Below are 15,855 nucleotides of genomic sequence, written 5' to 3' on the forward strand. Positions count from 1 at the left end.
CTTACTTTTGTGGGTTAATGGTGAAGAGAGTTTGCAGGGACGATTCTTACAAAGTGTGAGTCTAAATCATTTAGTAGAAGCAAGAGTCGGCTTCCTGTTTCCTTTTGACCTGATTTAAGTAATTCTTGAATATATAGATGAAGTAATTCAGTTAAATCAGCTTTACCTTTTTCATCTAACGGAAGAATCTCTACTTTGGCTCCTTTTGCAATTCGACGTTTTATCGCATCAATATCGAGCCCAAATTCTGGCACAAGTCGTTGGTAGATTGTTCCGCCAGTCATTCCTGAACAGATCCAGGGACCTGGATCTCCTAATACCACTGCCCGGCCATTTGTCATATATTCAAAGGCGAAGCCTTTAATATTAGCTCTCTCTCCAATTCCTCCAAGATGATCCTGAAGGGGAGAAGTAATCTCTCCACCAATAATCATATCTGCACCTGATAAACGAATTCCTGCCCTGGAATCAGCATTTCCTTGAATCATAAACAATCCTTTTTGCGCACCATAGCAGAATCCTTTACCTACAGAACCATTGAGATAGACGCCATCTTTATTTGGTGTCTTCATAATACTCACTTTTCCACCATAGGCTGTCTTTCCTAACCCATCCTGCCCTCCACCTTGCAATTCGATTTTTATGCCATCGGCAAGATAGGCAGCTAAACCATTACCAGGAATAGAACCTTTTTTCAAAGTGAGTTGAACAGGTGGATGAGAACGATAGCTCCCATCTAGATAAGATCGAACCCGATTACCGGATAGATTAGTACCCAGCATCCGGTTTGTGCTATTCACGATCGAATCTACATATGCATTGGCCTCAAAAGATGATTGAACATTTATTTCCTCTGCACCAACTGCTAGTGAAAGTGGTTGTGCTGCTTGTTTTATTTTGACCACTTGCTTATGAACCGTTGCCGGAACAAGTAATGGTTTTAAATCTAGCAGATCTAAATATTTCGTCTGGAACAATAAATCAGATCTTCCTACTAAATCTTGTAATGATTTACTTCCAAGTTGACCCGTTAATTCTTTAACCTCTTCTCCGATTGCAGTAAATAAACGTTTTAAATTTTCTACAGATTGTTCAAATTGTCTAGGTACAAAACGTTTCAATCCTCTTTGATTTGCTTCTTCGATGTTTTCTATTTGTGTCGCGATGCCTACATGACAAGTATCTAAATGACATCCTCTACAACTCGTACAGCCAATTGCAATCATGGCCAAAGTACCAAACCCAATGCGATTTGCTCCTAGAAGAACGAGCTTTACCACATCTTTACCACTGCGGACGCCCCCATCAGCCCATATCTCTACATTTGATCTTAATCCTGAATCGATTAGGGAAAGATGAGCTTCTTTCACGCCTATTTCAATTGGTAAACCAACATGCTGGATTGCATGCACACGTGCAGCGCCTGTTCCCCCGTCATAGCCGCTTAAAGAAATAACATCTGCACCAGCTTTTGCTATTCCTACAGCAATCGTCCCGATATTAGGAACAACAGGGACTTTGACAATAATTTTTGCTAAACGATTTCCTGTTTTTAATTCCGATATGATTTGAGCTAAATCTTCAATAGAATAGATATCATGATTGTTAGAAGGAGAAATCAAATCAGCGTAAGGAGTCGCATTTCTAGCGGCAGCTACCTTGTGAGAAACTTTACTCCCCGGTAAATGGCCCCCTTCACCAGGCTTTGCTCCTTGCCCAATTTTTATTTCAATCCAATGGGAGGAGTTGATCAATTCAATGTTGACCCCAAAACGTCCTGATGCGATCTGCATCCCTCGGTGTTCTGGGTACATACCTAACATATCCTTAATTTCGCCGCCTTCACCGTTTAAGCTCATCATATTGAGTTGATAAGCAGCTTCAGCATAGGCTCGGAAAGCAATTTCGTTTTGAGAGCCAAAGGACATAGAGCTAATGACAAAAGGATAATCGTGTTGCCCTATACCAATATGGACTTCGTCAGTTGGAATTGGCTCGAACCCATCCTTAAAATCAAGGATATGGCGAAGTGCAATCGGGTTTTCAGATTCTTGATCACGAAGTTTTTCTTGGTAAATCTGATATGAGTCAGTTCCAGATGCAACCTGACTAATCGCCTTCCAAATCCGAGTGGTTAAACGGTAATTTCGTAATGGTTGAGTTTGATGATTAAAATCATCAGCTCGTTTTTTAGCATCCTCTTCTAAATGAGAAAAAGAATAGCCAGCTTTTTTATTTCCATAGAAATTAGGGATATTTAAAATGTCTGCAATTTCTTGATGGAATCCGATTGATGAAAATAATCGTTGATAGCCTCTAAGCTCATGAATCCCCAAGGTGGAGATCACTTTTTCGATTCCTTTATTGAGTGCATCAAAAAGGTTTTTGATTGAATCTTCATTCTGCTTTTGTGAAACAGTAGCAAATAATAGGTAAGGAGAGATGGCATCAGCTCCCAAACCAATTGCAGTGACAATATCATGCAAATGACGAATTGCCCCGGAACGAAGAATAATGCTTACCTTTCTCCTAAGGTTTTCCCCTTCCATGTATTCATTCTTTAAAGCCATATCGATAGAGGCAATCGCTAAGTGGGGATCTAGCCATAATTGTTTAAAACCATTGAAGAGCTCTTGGTCATCTAAAATAATCACCCTAGCCCCGTTTTTCACAGCATGTATAGCATCCTGATTTAGTTGTTCTAATCGTTCTTTTATCGATTGATCAGGATTGAAGGTTAAAGAAAGGATCGCAACGAACTCTTTTGCTTCTTGCATAAAATAGGCAATGGTTTGCTCTAAAGATGTTGTTCCAAGGTCTGAAACGATATTTTGCGCTATTTCTCCTTCTAAAAGAATCGGTGTTTTAATCTCAAAGGAAATATCTCCTACTTCATGGGGACTAAAAGTTTCTCTTCCCCCTAAAATCATTCTGGTAGAGAAATGTTCAATTTCTCGTTCACGATCGATGGCAGGATTGGTAACTACAGCAACTGTTTCTTTTAAAAAGTCTGCTAGATTGACGCGTTCTTTCGATAAAATAGCCAAGGGGCCATCATATCCAAGAGATCGAATCGGTTCTTTACCAGTAGTGGCCATTTGTTCAGCCAAATCAATATGTTCCTTTTCCCAACCAAAACCAGCGTAGACGGAATTGGGGATTTCTTTAAATTCAGGATAAAATGAACTGGTTTTAGGAAAGTGGGGTGGATTTAACTTTTTTTGGTAATCTTTAATAGGATAACGAGTGTATACTTCTTTTAAAACCAATTGCTGTATTTGTTGATGGTCTAATCGTATAATCGGTTGATTTTCTTGAAGAAGAATCCCAACCTTTTCTCCAGGTGCAAAAGACTTAGGTTCACTTACCATTTGCTTTGATGCAACGATCCCTTGTTCTGAAGAAAAATAAAGGGTATCTTCTGTTTCCACTTGCCAGAGTGGACGAAGTCCAAGCGCATCTACGCTAAAGACGCATTGATTTTCATATCTAGAAACAATACCTGCTGGTCCCTGGGAAAAGGGTCCCCATAAATGTCTTAAAAAAGCATATAAATCTTTTAGGTTGGTATCAATTCTCCAAATCTCATTGTAAATAGGAGGGAAAACAAGTTCCATTACTGTGAATAAAGAGAATTGATGACGGATCATTAAGCCTTCAATCACACGATTTAAATCTTGTGAATCGCTACCTTCATGTACAAGTGGAATATTTAACATCGTCGCTTCATCTCTTAAGCGTTGAATCGTATTAATTTCACCATTGTGTCCAAGTAAAGAGAAGGGTTGTACGCGAAAAAAGTGGGACAAGGTGTTGGTGGAGTAGCGATTATGGCCAATCGAAACTCGGGTTTCAAATAATGGGCTATTTAGATCAAAAAAATAGTGATTTAATACTTTTGCAGTGCCCATCACTTTATATACAACAGAGTGGTTACTTAATGATGCCACATGGACTTTTCGATCTTTTTCAATCTCGATTAACAGAGAAAATAACTGATTTTGTATTTCCTCTACTGGAACATTTGATATACAGGCGATCTGCCAAAAGAGAGGTTCACGTTGTTTTCCGTTAGGTCCTAATTGACTATTGTCAACCTGTTTTTCTTCCTCTAATAAGATATCAACTTGATATTCTGCGAATTGTTTTCTAATTTTTTCTTGAATAGTTGAATAGGAATCAGCCGTGGAATCAATAAAAATATGGCCGACTACAAATTTAGGCTCAAAAGCTAGCTGGGGTGATATTTGTTTAGAAGATAATTTCTCAGCCCAAAGTTTTCTTGGTATATCTGTTAGTAAACCGGTTCCATCTCCTTCTCCATTAATAAATCCAGAACGGTGTTCTAGTTTATTTAAAACATCAATTGTTTTATGAAGATTATCGTTAGTGGGAAGACCATTCTTCTCGATGACTGCAACAATGCCACAACTATCATGTTCATCGATCCATTTCATCTTATCGGTCAAACTGACCATACACCTCCTATTTATTTTTTAAAAAGTCATATTTGAACGCTCAAATGTAATATTGTTCTAAAAATTTATTAAATCATATCATGTATTTTATGAGCACACAATAGGATTTGTGATTATTTATTCGTATGTAAGCGCTTTTATTCAATTGTAAGCGTTTTAAAATTTATTCGATAAACTTTTGTATCGCTAAATAAAAATGAGATGGCTTTTTTAAAACAGCCATCTCATTTATGCAAAAATTATACATGTCAACTTGCCTTAAGAAAGAGCTTCTATAGTTTTGAAAAAACACGGTCAATTGCTGTCAACGTATCCTCAATCTCTTTTTCGGTATGGGAAATCGTTAAGAACCAAGCTTCATATTTTGAAGGGGCAATTAAAATTCCTTCTTCTAATAAAAGCTTAAAGAACCTTGCGAATTTCTCTGTATCAGTTTGTTGAGTTCCTCTATAATCTACAACTGGATGGGAACCAAAGAAAACTGTAAATCCGCCACCTAAACGATTAATGGTGATTTCGTGTCCATATTTTTCTGCTAAATGGGTGATTCCTTCCTCTAATTGTTTTCCCAGCAGATCCATTTGTTCATACAGACTTTGATCAGAAAGAACTTCGAGCGTAGCGATTCCTGCTCGTATCGATGCAGGGTTTCCAGCCATCGTTCCTGCTTGATAGGCTGGACCTAAAGGAGCTACTTGTTCCATAATCTCCTTTTTACCACCATACGCACCAATTGGTAAACCACCACCAATAATTTTTCCAAGTGCTGTCATATCTGGAATCACATTTAAGAGATTTTGTGCCCCGCCATAGATAAAGCGAAAGGCAGTAATGACTTCATCATAAATGACTAATGCGCCATATTGGTGGGCAAGTTCATTCACTGATTCTAGAAAACCTGGCTTTGGCATGACAATACCAAAATTCCCTACAATCGGCTCAACCAAGATTGCAGCGATTTCTTCTCCCCATCTTTCCAATGCTTCTTTTAATGGCTCTAGCTGGTTAAAGGGAACTGTAATCACATCTCTAGCAATGCTTTGTGGAATTCCTGCACTATCTGGAATACCAAGTGTGGCAGGACCTGACCCTGCGGCGACAAGGACTAAATCAGAATGTCCATGATAACATCCTTCAAATTTTAAGATTTTTGTCCTTCCTGTATAAGCTCTGGCTACTCGAATGGTGGTCATCACTGCTTCTGTACCAGAGTTAACAAATCGGATTTTTTCCATAGAAGGTATGGCTTCGCGAATCATTTTCGCAAACTTAACCTCCCAAGGAGTTGAAGTGCCATATAGGGTACCCTCAGTTGCTGCAGCTGTAATGGCTTCTACTAACTTGGGGTGGCCATGTCCTAATATTAAGGGACCATAAGCTGCCAAATAATCAATATACCGCTTTCCATCAACATCCCACATATAAGGGCCTTTTGCTTTTTCAAAAAATGTTGGTGTGCCACCACCTACCGCTTTGTAAGAGCGAGAAGGGCTATTCACTCCACCTACAATCACTTCTAGTGCCTGCTCGTATAAGCTTTCGGAATTTACTCTAGTCATTTCTTTCCCCCTATTACGATTTCTATTTATATCCATTTTCTCCATATTAACATTTTAGCATAGAAAATACTTGTGAATGGAAGTGTCAGAAAAAAACTTTGCTTCAAATCTTCTTGAAAAAAATTTGATATGATGAAAAAAACGTTTTCATAAATAGATAAGAATCAAATGATAGGTAAACGGCATAAAAAAGAAATACAAAGGAAGAGTAAAGGAAAGAAAATAGAAGGGTGAACAGTAAGGAGGCAAAACAGATGGAAGGCGAATTTCGAATTCAGAGAGATTCATTAGGAGAAGTAAAAGTCCCAAAAGATGCTTATTATGGAGCGCAAACCCAAAGAGCAGTTGAGAATTTTCCGATTAGCGGACTACATTTACCTAGAAGATTTATCCGGGCTCAAGGTATCATTAAATATTCAGCAGCATATGCCAATGCCAAAGTTGGGGCTTTGGAACAAAAGAAGGCAGAAGCAATTATGCTGGCTGCACAAGAAGTGATCGATGGGAAATGGGATCATCAATTTGTTGTAGATGTTTACCAAGCTGGTGCAGGAACTTCACAAAATATGAATGCTAACGAAGTGATAGCCAATAGGGCAATTGAATTGCTTGGCGGGGAAAAAGGGGATACATCAATCATTCATCCCAATGACCATGTTAATATGGCCCAATCGACAAATGATACAATTCACGTAGCGATCAACATTTCAGCAGCAGAAGGAGTACAACATGATCTACTACCCATTCTCGATGAGATTATTGAAACCTTAAATCAAAAAGGAAAAGATTTTTACTCTATCATCAAATCAGGGCGAACTCATTTACAGGACGCTGTTCCAATGAGATTAGGTCAAGAATTTTATGGTTATCAAATGACGTTAGTTGAAGCAAAGAAAACCATTGTGGAGAGTTCAGATTTACTTTATCAGATCGGTTTAGGAGGAAATGCAGTAGGTACTGGAATTAATGCTCATCCTAACTATGCCGAGTTAGCCATTAACCAGGTAGCAAAATTAACAGGTTTACCTTTTAGAACACCTGAAGATCGCTTCATGTTTATGCAAAATACGCAGGGTGCAATCAAATTAAGTGGGGCGTTAAAGAATTTAGCCGTTCATTTAATCAAAATTGCAAGTGATCTTCGCCTCCTTAGTTCTGGTCCAAGAACAGGATTAGCTGAAATCACACTCCCAGCAGTGCAACCAGGTTCATCGATCATGCCCGGAAAAGTAAATCCTGTAATGGCTGAGATGATGAATATGATCGGAAGTCAAGTGATCGGCAATGATGCAACCATTACCTCTGCTGGTCAAGCGTCTCAATTGGAATTAAATGTGATGATGCCTGTGATTGCTTATAATCTATTACATTCCATTCAAATTCTGAGCAACGGAATCAAAGCCTTTAATGATCGTTCGGTAAAAGGAATTCAAGCGAATCCCAAACGCTGTGCTGAACTAATGGAACAAAGTTTAGCTTTAGCCACTGCCCTTAATCCGGCGATAGGTTATGATAAAGCAGCAGAAGTAGCCAAAAAAGCTTATGCAACTAGTAAAACAGTAAGAGAAGTTGTAAAGGATGAAGGGATTCTAACAGATGAGCAAATTGCTCAATATTTAGATGTTAACAAAATGGTATAGAAAAACAAGCCCACAAAAGTAATCGGAGTATGCTTCGAAGGAAGATGTCACTTTTGTGGGTTTTGTTGTGTTTGTATAAGCAGAGTGAAAATAGCGAAATCTATTATAGATAAAGAAAAAGGGGGAATAGATAGATGGAATGGCTTAGACTTGCTGGCCTTAGTATCACTATGATTGCCATTGGCTTTTTTGTATTGAAAGTTGTATTCAAAAGAAGTTTCAGTGAGATGCCAACTTTTCAAATTTTTTTACTGATTATGCTTACCCATATCCTATCTGAACCAATTCGTACAGATCATTTTGCAGAGCTGATTATTCCAGCAGGAATTATTACTGCAACAGCTGCAATCTATTCCTATCTCTTACGGTCAAATAAATGGGGCAGGAAATTAAAGGAAGAGCCCATTGTTCTTGTAAGACATGGGAATATTGATGAACAAGGTTTAAATAAGGCCAAAATCACGTTAACGGAAATGTTAGCAGAACTTCGTTACAAAGGATTTAGTCATGTAAAAGATGTGGAATTTGCTATTTTGGAAGAGACGGGGAAAATGAGTGTCATTCCTAATTCATCCAAAAGGCCATTAACACCTAATGATATTTCCTATGTGCCCGGATATGAGGGTTTGCCTGTGCCATTAATCATCGACGGTGTCATCCAATATGATAATTTGGCTAAAATAAACCTATCACCGGAACAACTTTTTACAAGATTATCTTTGCAAGGATATAGCGAAGAAATGATTAAAACGATTTCTCTAGCTGTGTTAGATGAAAAGAACAATCTAATCATTGATCAGAATGATGATACAAACCAAGGAAACATACCACAAGACCAACAACGAATGTTCACCCATATTTATGAGGATACGATGCAGGTGCAAAAAAAGAGCCAGAAGATCAAGATTTAGGGATCGTAGATGACTATATTAAACCGCAGTGAGAAGGAGTCGTTTTAAAATGGATGAATCGATTGTAACAATTGTTCGGTCAGTCATCGCATTTACCACCCTATTGATATTTACCAGACTATTAGGTAAGCAACAAGTGGGTCAACTTACCGCATTTGAATATGTGGCGGGAATTACCATAGGATCAGCGGCTTCATCCCTAAGTATAGACCTCTCAATAAAACCATTACCCCAATGGCTTGGACTTGCCACTTGGGTTGTTTTAGTTTGGTTATTACAGCGTTTAGCGATTAAACACCGATGGATGGCCAAAGTGGTAGATGACCAACCTACTATTCTTATTCAGCATGGTAAAATTTTAGAACAAAATCTCAAAAATTTAAGGTATCGTTACGATGAACTGTTATCGCAGTTACGAGATAGAGATATTTTTGATATTACACAGGTAGAATTTGCTTTATTAGAACCTGACGGTAAATTGACAGTGCTTAAAAAGGCTGAATATGAACCAGTGACTAGAAAGGATTTACAAATCATTGTTCCTCCAAATCAGCTTATGACAGAAGTTATTTTAGACGGGAAAATCATTGAACAAAATCTTCAGAACAGAAAAAAAACGAGAGAATGGTTACAACAACAGTTGCAAGCACAAGGAATTGATGATTTTTCACAAGTGAGTTTTGCTGTAATCTTACCAAATGAACAATTATATATAGACAAATTTCCCGATGCTATCCAATCAATGGAAATCGGGGATTTTAAGGGGCCATATTAAAACATATTAGGAGGTCTCAAATGAAAAAATGGGTTATTTTTGTAGTTGTATCTCTGATACTTCTAATCTTTGTTGTAATGATGGGTAGTGGAGTTTTTTTAAAGAAGTCATTAACCAAACAAGACGATGTAATAGGGCAAATCAACAAAGTTGAAAAATTGGTAGATGAAGGTAAATGGAAAGAAGCTGATCAAGAATTAAAACAAGGGTTTAAAGCCTGGGAAAAAGTAAAAAACAGAATTCAATTTAGTGTAGAGCGAGATTTCTTAGAGGAAGTGGAAAACGAAATGGCGACAATGAAGGGGGCTATAAAGGCAAAAGATCAAAAAACGCTGATCACCACGATTGAACGAATAAAAATAATCTGGGATGATCTAGGAAAATAGGATGCTTCACCTTAATAATTGATTTTAAAAAAAGACATTGTTACAATGACTATAGGTGAAAGGAGTGGATGATTTTGGCAAAAGCAGAGGAAATATTAACAATTGGAGAAAAGGCTCCAGATTTTACTCTACCAGCTAGTAATGGAGAAGAAGTAAGTCTTAAAGACTTTAAGGGGAAATTTATTGTTCTATATTTTTATCCAAAAGATAATACTCCAGGTTGCACAACAGAAGCCTGTGATTTTAGAGACCGTCATGACGAATTTAGCAATTTGGATGTGGTCATATTAGGTGTTAGTCCAGATCCATTAAAATCACATGCTAAATTTATTGAAAAATATCAATTACCTTTCTTATTACTTTCAGATGAAGATCATCAAGTTGCAGAAAAATATGGAGCATGGGTATTAAAGAAAAATTATGGTCGTGAATACATGGGAATCGATCGCTCCACTTTTATCATTGATAAAGAAGGGAATTTATTAAAAGCATTTAGAAAAGTAAAAGTGAAAGGGCATGTTGAAGCTGCACTTGAATTTATCAAGTCCTTACAATCATAATAGAATGCTACAAAGTCATCCTTTAGGGGTGACTTTTTTGCGTTTTCTACCTCAAAAATAGACTTTGAAAGACAGGAAAAATCAATGTACAACTAGAAATATATAATTATGTATACTATTTGAATAAGAGGTGGGGGAGAATGAAAATCGTATCGTCAGCGAAAATGAGTGAAAAACACCAACTAAATCTAAAAACAAAGTACCCAATGGTTCAATTCTTCTTTTTCGATGATATAGCGGGGGCGGAGGAAGAGTTAAAAACAGCAGACGTTTTGATTACATATGGTGAGGACTTGACAGCTGAAGTCATAGAACAAAGTAAAGATTTAAAGTGGATCCAAGTGATTAGTGCAGGTATAAACAAAATGCCATTTACTAAGTTAATGGAAAAGAACATTTTAGTTACAAATGCCAAAGGCATCCATTATAAACCAATGTCAGAGTATACCATGGGCGTTATTTTGCAGTTAGTTAGAAAGACAAATGAGATTTATAAAAACCAACTAGCTCATCATTGGGATCGTACCATTCGCGTAGCTGAAGTAAACGGAACTACTTTAGGTGTGGTTGGTTTAGGATCAATTGGTCAGGGAATCGTGGAAAAGGCTAAGGCATTTGATATGCGTGTAATTGGGATGAATACGGATGGAAGACCTGTTGACCATGTCGAAAAAGTATATAGACCATCACAATTAAAAGAATTATTGGCTGAAAGTGATTATGTTGTCGTTATTGTTCCTTTAACAGACAAAACTTATCATCTCATCGGTAAAGAAGAATTGCAAGCGATGAAAAATACCGCATACTTAATTAATATTGCTCGTGGTGAAGTAGTGGACGAGGAAGCTTTAGTAGATGCACTTAAAAGTAATCAGATTGCCGGGGCTGTCTTAGATGTTTTTTCTGAAGAACCTTTGCCTGCTGAACATCCTTTTTGGTCACTAGAAAATTGTATCATTACACCTCATTTATCTGGCAGATCTCCTAAATATATGGAAAGAGCGTTAGAGATCTTCGTGTATAATTTAGATCAATATTTAGACAAAAAAATAGATCAAATGCTAAATAGGGTTGAATTAAGTAAGGGATACTAGGCTCTATGAATATGAAAAAGAGGTGGTCTTTGTGGCTAAAATCTATACGAAAACTGGAGATCAGGGATATACATCTTTAACAGGCGGGAAAAGGGTGAAAAAAAACGAATCGATGGTAGAAGCTTATGGCACAGTAGATGAGGCCAACTCCATGATTGGATTAGCATTAGCTAAAATAGACCAGAATAATGAATTGGAATTGTTAAAAAATATGCTATTAAACGTTCAACACGACCTTTTCCATGTGGGTGCCGAACTCTCAACACCGGTTGGTGAAAAAGTATATTGGCCATTAAATACTAAACAAATTGAAAGGCTCGAACAATATATTGACAAGTTAGATCAAGAACTCCCTCAATTACAACAATTTATTTTACCTGGTGGAAGTGAAGCAGGGGCGACACTTCATTTGGCGAGAACCATGATCAGAAGAGCGGAGAGAAATGCCATCTCTATACCACAGATAAAAAAAGAAGCTCTTGCTTATTTAAATCGATGTTCAGATTTTCTATTTGTTGCAGCCCGCTGGATAAATATGAAATCAGGAAAGAAGGAAAATCATTTTACTCCAGTTCAGTACTAGTACTTTCTTAGTTCCCTCCATTTTCCACCTGAAATTAGGAATGGTCTTTTAGTTAGAGGTAATACTAACTCTTGTAAAAGGAAAGGAGGGAAAAGATTATGCCAAAACAACAAAAACAACAAAAATCTGCTCAACAAAGTGCATTACAAAATGCAGCTCAACAAAGTGTAGCTCAAAACGTTCAACAAGAAGCTCCAGCTCAATCCTTTACTCAAAATACTTACAATAAGGATGACCAAGGAACAAAATAATTAGAACTAAAGAACATATAAGAAGAGTGCAGGAAATCCTGTGCTCTTTTATTTTTTAATAAAGAAAGTAACATTAGCATCTTTACAATATAACAATTACATTTTATGATAAAAAAACATATTCAGTCATAAAGGCTGAATATTTTTCATTATTTAGACGTTTTTAAATGACAAAAATTCTTAAATGACATGATATACTTTTTAATAGAAATAGGTGGATTATGAAAAATTTAAATGATGTTAAATTGCCAAACCGTGTACCGACCGAAAAAATTTTAGAAACCTTAGCGAATTTATATCCAGAAGCCAAATGTGAATTATTGTTTAGCAATCCTTTTGAACTGCTAATTGCCACAATGCTATCAGCTCAGGCAACAGATAAGAAAGTAAACCAAATTACACCACATTTATTTAAAAAATATAAAAAACCTGAGGATTTTCTTCATTTAACACAAAAACAATTAGAGGAAGACATCAAAGAAATCGGTTTATATAAAACGAAGGCAAAAAATATACTTGAGACTTGTCGGATGCTATTTGAAAAATATAATGGGGAGGTGCCAAAAGATCGGGAAATCTTAGAATCTCTACCAGGAGTAGGGAGGAAGACGGCAAATGTTGTTTTAAGCAATGCTTTTGGTATTCCCGCAATTGCGGTGGATACCCATGTGTTTAGAGTGTCTAATCGGATTGGCTTAGCTCAAAGTGATAAAGTTTTAGAGACAGAACAACAGCTAATGAAACGCATACCCAAAAAATTATGGTCCGATGCTCATCATTGGTTAATATGGCATGGAAGAAGAGTATGTACAGCGAGGAATCCTAAATGCAATTTTTGTCTAGTTCTTCCCTATTGTAAATATGGTAAACAAAATACAAATAGATAATAAATTACATTACTTTTTTAAAATTTATTCGAATATCATGTGATAAATTTCACAAAAAATTCAATTTTAATGAGAGGAGAATGATGATGCCAAATACAAGCCTAAAAAAAGCCCTAGATCATTTAAAAAGTCAAGGAATTCGTATGACACCGCAAAGACATGCAATACTATCCTATTTATGTCAAACAATGTCACATCCAACTGCTGATGAAATTTACAAAACCTTAGAAAAGAAATTTCCTAATATGAGTGTTGCTACAGTCTATAATAACTTGCGGGTATTTAAAGAGTCAGGGTTGATTAGGGAACTTCCTTTTGGAGATGACTCTAGTCGTTTTGAAGCAAATGTGTCAGAACATTATCACATTATTTGTAAAAATTGCGGACATATCGAAGATTTTACTTATCCTTGTATTACTGATATTGAAGAAATTGCAGCAAAAGCCACAGGATTTAAAATCGATTCACATTGCGTTGAGTTACATGGTTTGTGCGTTGAATGCCAAAAATAAAAAACATCCTTTGGGATGTTTTTGGCATTTTCTATCCCACGTTTTTAAAATCACTGTTATGATAGGAGAAGGGATAGGAGGTAACGAATGGATAAGGTATTGATTCAGACGAATAAAAAGGCACCTAATTTATTTGCTAGAAGTTTAAAGATAACAGCAGTTCTTATCTTTTTAATGAGTTCATTAGCCTTTGTTTATTTTATACCCAGCTTTGAAAAAGCAGAATTAAACCAAAGTGGCAAAATACAAATTTATTATATGGGTAATCTAATGGATGGACAGGCTCTTTATAAGGATAACCAACTTTATTTACCCATTCGTTTTATTCAAGAACAGATTGATCCAACCCTTCAATGGGATCAAAAAGAGAAAATAGCAATCGTTACTACAAATAAAAATGTTTTTCATTTTCCTCTAGGCAAAAAAGAAGGTTTGCTAAACCTAGATCCTTATAACTTTACTTATCCACTGATAGAGGAAAATGGAGAGATTTATCTACCAATTGACCCCATTCAACAATATTATGATTTACAAATTGTTCAATTAGATCACTCTATAATTAATATTCACGATTTAAAGAAACCTATTCAACAAGCTATAGTTTTAGAAACAACGAAACTTCGTAAAGAGCCCACCTTAAGATCTCCTTGGATTTCAGAAATTGAACAAGGGGAAGAGATTAATATTATAAAAGAAGAACAGGGTTGGTACTGGATAGAAACAAAAAATGGACTTATGGGGTATGTAGATAAAAGATTCGTTCAGTTAACATCGATCATAACAAATGAAATAAAAAAAGAAATATACCAACCATGGAATCCGATTGGAAGTCCTATTTTATTAACATGGGAGTATGCAAGCAATAAGACGGTTAATCCAGATTCTATAGGTAATTTGTCTGGGTTACAAGTTGTATCGCCAACATGGTTTCATTTGCAAAAAGATGGTCTAGTAAAAAACGTAGCAGATAAAAAATATGTAGAATGGGCGCATAAAAAAGGCTATCAGGTCTGGGGATTATTTTCAAACAGCTTTGACGCTAAATTAACGAATAGTATGCTAAATGACCCGAAGTTAAGAATAAAAGTAATCAAACAGTTATTAAGTTATGTGGAATTATATCAATTAGATGGAATTAATGTAGATTTTGAAAATGTTTATTTAAAGGACAAAGAGGAGCTTGTTCAATTCTTAAGAGAATTAACCCCTTTATTGCACGAAAAAGGAAGAACAGTATCTATAGATGTTACAGTTAAATCATTGAGCGAAAACTGGTCTATGTTTTATGATCGGAAAAAGATTGGGGAAATTGTAGACTATGTAATGTTGATGGCATATGACGAACATTGGGCAACAAGTCCAAAAGCTGGTTCTGTGGCTTCGATTCCTTGGGTAGAGAAAGGAATTAAGGGTATTCTTGAAGAGGTACCAAATGATAAATTGATTTTAGGTGTGCCTTTTTATACACGATTATGGAAAGAAGAGATTGATGAAACAGGAAATAAAAAAGTAACATCAAAGACTTTTACAATGGAACAAACAAAAGAATGGATTAAAAAAATAATGTGGAAATTCAATACGATTCTGAATCAGGTCAGCATTATGTTGAAAAAAAGGAAGGCTCTATCACTTATAAGATTTGGTTAGAAGATCATTTCTCTATGCAAAAACGTATTGAACTAATGAAAAAGTATAGATTGGCTGGAATAGCTGCCTGGAGAAGGGGATTTGAGGAAAAGGAGTTTTGGCCAGTTTTTTCAAATTTTATTAAAAAGCCATCTTAATATAAAATAAGTTTGTATACTGCTTATGGAATATACAAACTCAAATGATAAGGGGAAGAAAAGTTATACTTTTCTTTATTTAAAAAAAGGCCTCTCATAAAGAGAGGCAAAGAAATATATAAATTTCAGGAAGAGTAAAAGAAATGTACTTTTTTATTATAAAGTATTTTTTAACTATGTCAATAGTGTTTACTTCGAAAAAGTTTTTTGAAACCAATTGACAAGAAAACCATGTCCATGATAAATTATAAAAGCTGTTAAGTGATTTAAAAGATTAAAAATAAATTGTAATCTAAATCACACAAGTAATTATAAAAAAGTATTGACACAAAATTATGATTCATATTAAGATAATTTTCGTCGCTTTTAACAAGCTTAATACTTGAGATAAGTGATGAAAAAGTTTTTAAAATGAATGATTGACAAATGAGCATG

Annotated in this window: 13 protein-coding genes; 11 read left to right on the forward strand and 2 right to left on the reverse strand. The window is 35.9% G+C overall.

Annotation, left to right across the window (positions count from 1 at the left end; translation table 11 throughout):
• Nucleotides 1–14: 14 nt before the first annotated feature.
• Both U473_RS00915 and U473_RS00920 read right to left on the reverse strand, forming a co-directional pair.
• On the reverse strand, nucleotides 15–4,478 hold the full coding sequence (locus U473_RS00915) for a glutamate synthase-related protein (protein WP_068722529.1): 4,464 nt from the start codon (nucleotides 4,476–4,478) through the stop codon (nucleotides 15–17).
• A gap of 272 nt (nucleotides 4,479–4,750) precedes the next feature.
• Entirely contained in the window at nucleotides 4,751–6,037 is a 1,287-nt protein-coding gene (locus tag U473_RS00920) for a glutamate-1-semialdehyde 2,1-aminomutase (protein ID WP_068722531.1), read from the reverse strand.
• Between the two features lie 254 nt (nucleotides 6,038–6,291).
• On the opposite strand from U473_RS00920, the gene U473_RS00925 reads away from it, so the two are divergent.
• The 11 genes from U473_RS00925 to U473_RS00970 all read left to right on the forward strand — a co-directional run bounded on the left by U473_RS00925 (nucleotide 6,292) and on the right by U473_RS00970 (nucleotide 15,283).
• On the forward strand, nucleotides 6,292–7,677 hold the full coding sequence (locus tag U473_RS00925; protein WP_068722532.1) for a class II fumarate hydratase: 1,386 nt from the start codon (nucleotides 6,292–6,294) through the stop codon (nucleotides 7,675–7,677).
• A 134-nt stretch (nucleotides 7,678–7,811) separates the two neighbouring features.
• On the forward strand, nucleotides 7,812–8,588 hold the full coding sequence (locus tag U473_RS00930; RefSeq protein ID WP_068722534.1) for a DUF421 domain-containing protein: 777 nt from the start codon (nucleotides 7,812–7,814) through the stop codon (nucleotides 8,586–8,588).
• Nucleotides 8,589–8,637: 49 nt separating this feature from the next.
• Nucleotides 8,638–9,363, forward strand: a complete 726-nt coding sequence (locus U473_RS00935) for a YetF domain-containing protein (RefSeq protein ID WP_068722536.1) — start codon at nucleotides 8,638–8,640, stop codon at nucleotides 9,361–9,363.
• A gap of 20 nt (nucleotides 9,364–9,383) precedes the next feature.
• A complete protein-coding gene (locus tag U473_RS00940; protein WP_068722538.1) occupies nucleotides 9,384–9,749 on the forward strand; it encodes a DUF4363 family protein in 366 nt (121 codons plus the stop codon).
• Nucleotides 9,750–9,823: 74 nt separating this feature from the next.
• Entirely contained in the window at nucleotides 9,824–10,309 is a 486-nt protein-coding gene (gene bcp / locus U473_RS00945; protein WP_235589047.1) for a thioredoxin-dependent thiol peroxidase, read from the forward strand.
• A 140-nt stretch (nucleotides 10,310–10,449) separates the two neighbouring features.
• The gene (locus tag U473_RS00950) at nucleotides 10,450–11,403 is read left to right on the forward strand and encodes a D-2-hydroxyacid dehydrogenase (protein WP_068722542.1); all 954 of its coding nucleotides are present in this window, start codon (nucleotides 10,450–10,452) and stop codon (nucleotides 11,401–11,403) included.
• Between the two features lie 31 nt (nucleotides 11,404–11,434).
• On the forward strand, nucleotides 11,435–11,986 hold the full coding sequence (locus U473_RS00955) for a cob(I)yrinic acid a,c-diamide adenosyltransferase (RefSeq protein WP_068722544.1): 552 nt from the start codon (nucleotides 11,435–11,437) through the stop codon (nucleotides 11,984–11,986).
• A 98-nt stretch (nucleotides 11,987–12,084) separates the two neighbouring features.
• Entirely contained in the window at nucleotides 12,085–12,237 is a 153-nt protein-coding gene (locus U473_RS14670; RefSeq protein WP_161937259.1) for a hypothetical protein, read from the forward strand.
• Between the two features lie 221 nt (nucleotides 12,238–12,458).
• Nucleotides 12,459–13,124, forward strand: coding sequence for an endonuclease III (nth, locus tag U473_RS00960; RefSeq protein ID WP_068722546.1), 666 nt, complete (start codon nucleotides 12,459–12,461; stop codon nucleotides 13,122–13,124).
• 83 nt (nucleotides 13,125–13,207) lie between these two features.
• A complete protein-coding gene (locus U473_RS00965) occupies nucleotides 13,208–13,636 on the forward strand; it encodes a Fur family transcriptional regulator (protein WP_068722548.1) in 429 nt (142 codons plus the stop codon).
• An 87-nt stretch (nucleotides 13,637–13,723) separates the two neighbouring features.
• Nucleotides 13,724–15,283: a glycosyl hydrolase family 18 protein gene (locus tag U473_RS00970; protein ID WP_082732297.1), complete on the forward strand. Its 1,560-nt coding sequence runs from the start codon at nucleotides 13,724–13,726 to the stop codon at nucleotides 15,281–15,283.
• Nucleotides 15,284–15,855 lie beyond the last annotated feature (572 nt).

Source organism: Tepidibacillus decaturensis, assembly GCF_001561915.1.
In the GTDB taxonomy this organism is placed as follows: Bacteria; Bacillota; Bacilli; order Tepidibacillales; family Tepidibacillaceae; genus Tepidibacillus_B; species Tepidibacillus_B infernus.

Bases quoted from the DNA above. Each gene is read 5' to 3' on its own strand.
- U473_RS00920 (WP_068722531.1), bottom strand. From the start codon at position 6,037: ATGACTAGAGTAAATTCCGAAAGCTTATACGAGCAGGCACTAGAAGTG.
- U473_RS14670 (WP_161937259.1), top strand. From the start codon at position 12,085: ATGCCAAAACAACAAAAACAACAAAAATCTGCTCAACAAAGTGCATTA.
- U473_RS00965 (WP_068722548.1), top strand. From the start codon at position 13,208: ATGATGCCAAATACAAGCCTAAAAAAAGCCCTAGATCATTTAAAAAGT.
- nth (WP_068722546.1), top strand. From the start codon at position 12,459: ATGAAAAATTTAAATGATGTTAAATTGCCAAACCGTGTACCGACCGAA.
- U473_RS00925 (WP_068722532.1), top strand. From the start codon at position 6,292: ATGGAAGGCGAATTTCGAATTCAGAGAGATTCATTAGGAGAAGTAAAA.
- U473_RS00935 (WP_068722536.1), top strand. From the start codon at position 8,638: ATGGATGAATCGATTGTAACAATTGTTCGGTCAGTCATCGCATTTACC.
- U473_RS00915 (WP_068722529.1), bottom strand. From the start codon at position 4,478: ATGGTCAGTTTGACCGATAAGATGAAATGGATCGATGAACATGATAGT.
- U473_RS00930 (WP_068722534.1), top strand. From the start codon at position 7,812: ATGGAATGGCTTAGACTTGCTGGCCTTAGTATCACTATGATTGCCATT.
- U473_RS00970 (WP_082732297.1), top strand. From the start codon at position 13,724: ATGGATAAGGTATTGATTCAGACGAATAAAAAGGCACCTAATTTATTT.
- U473_RS00950 (WP_068722542.1), top strand. From the start codon at position 10,450: ATGAAAATCGTATCGTCAGCGAAAATGAGTGAAAAACACCAACTAAAT.
- U473_RS00940 (WP_068722538.1), top strand. From the start codon at position 9,384: ATGAAAAAATGGGTTATTTTTGTAGTTGTATCTCTGATACTTCTAATC.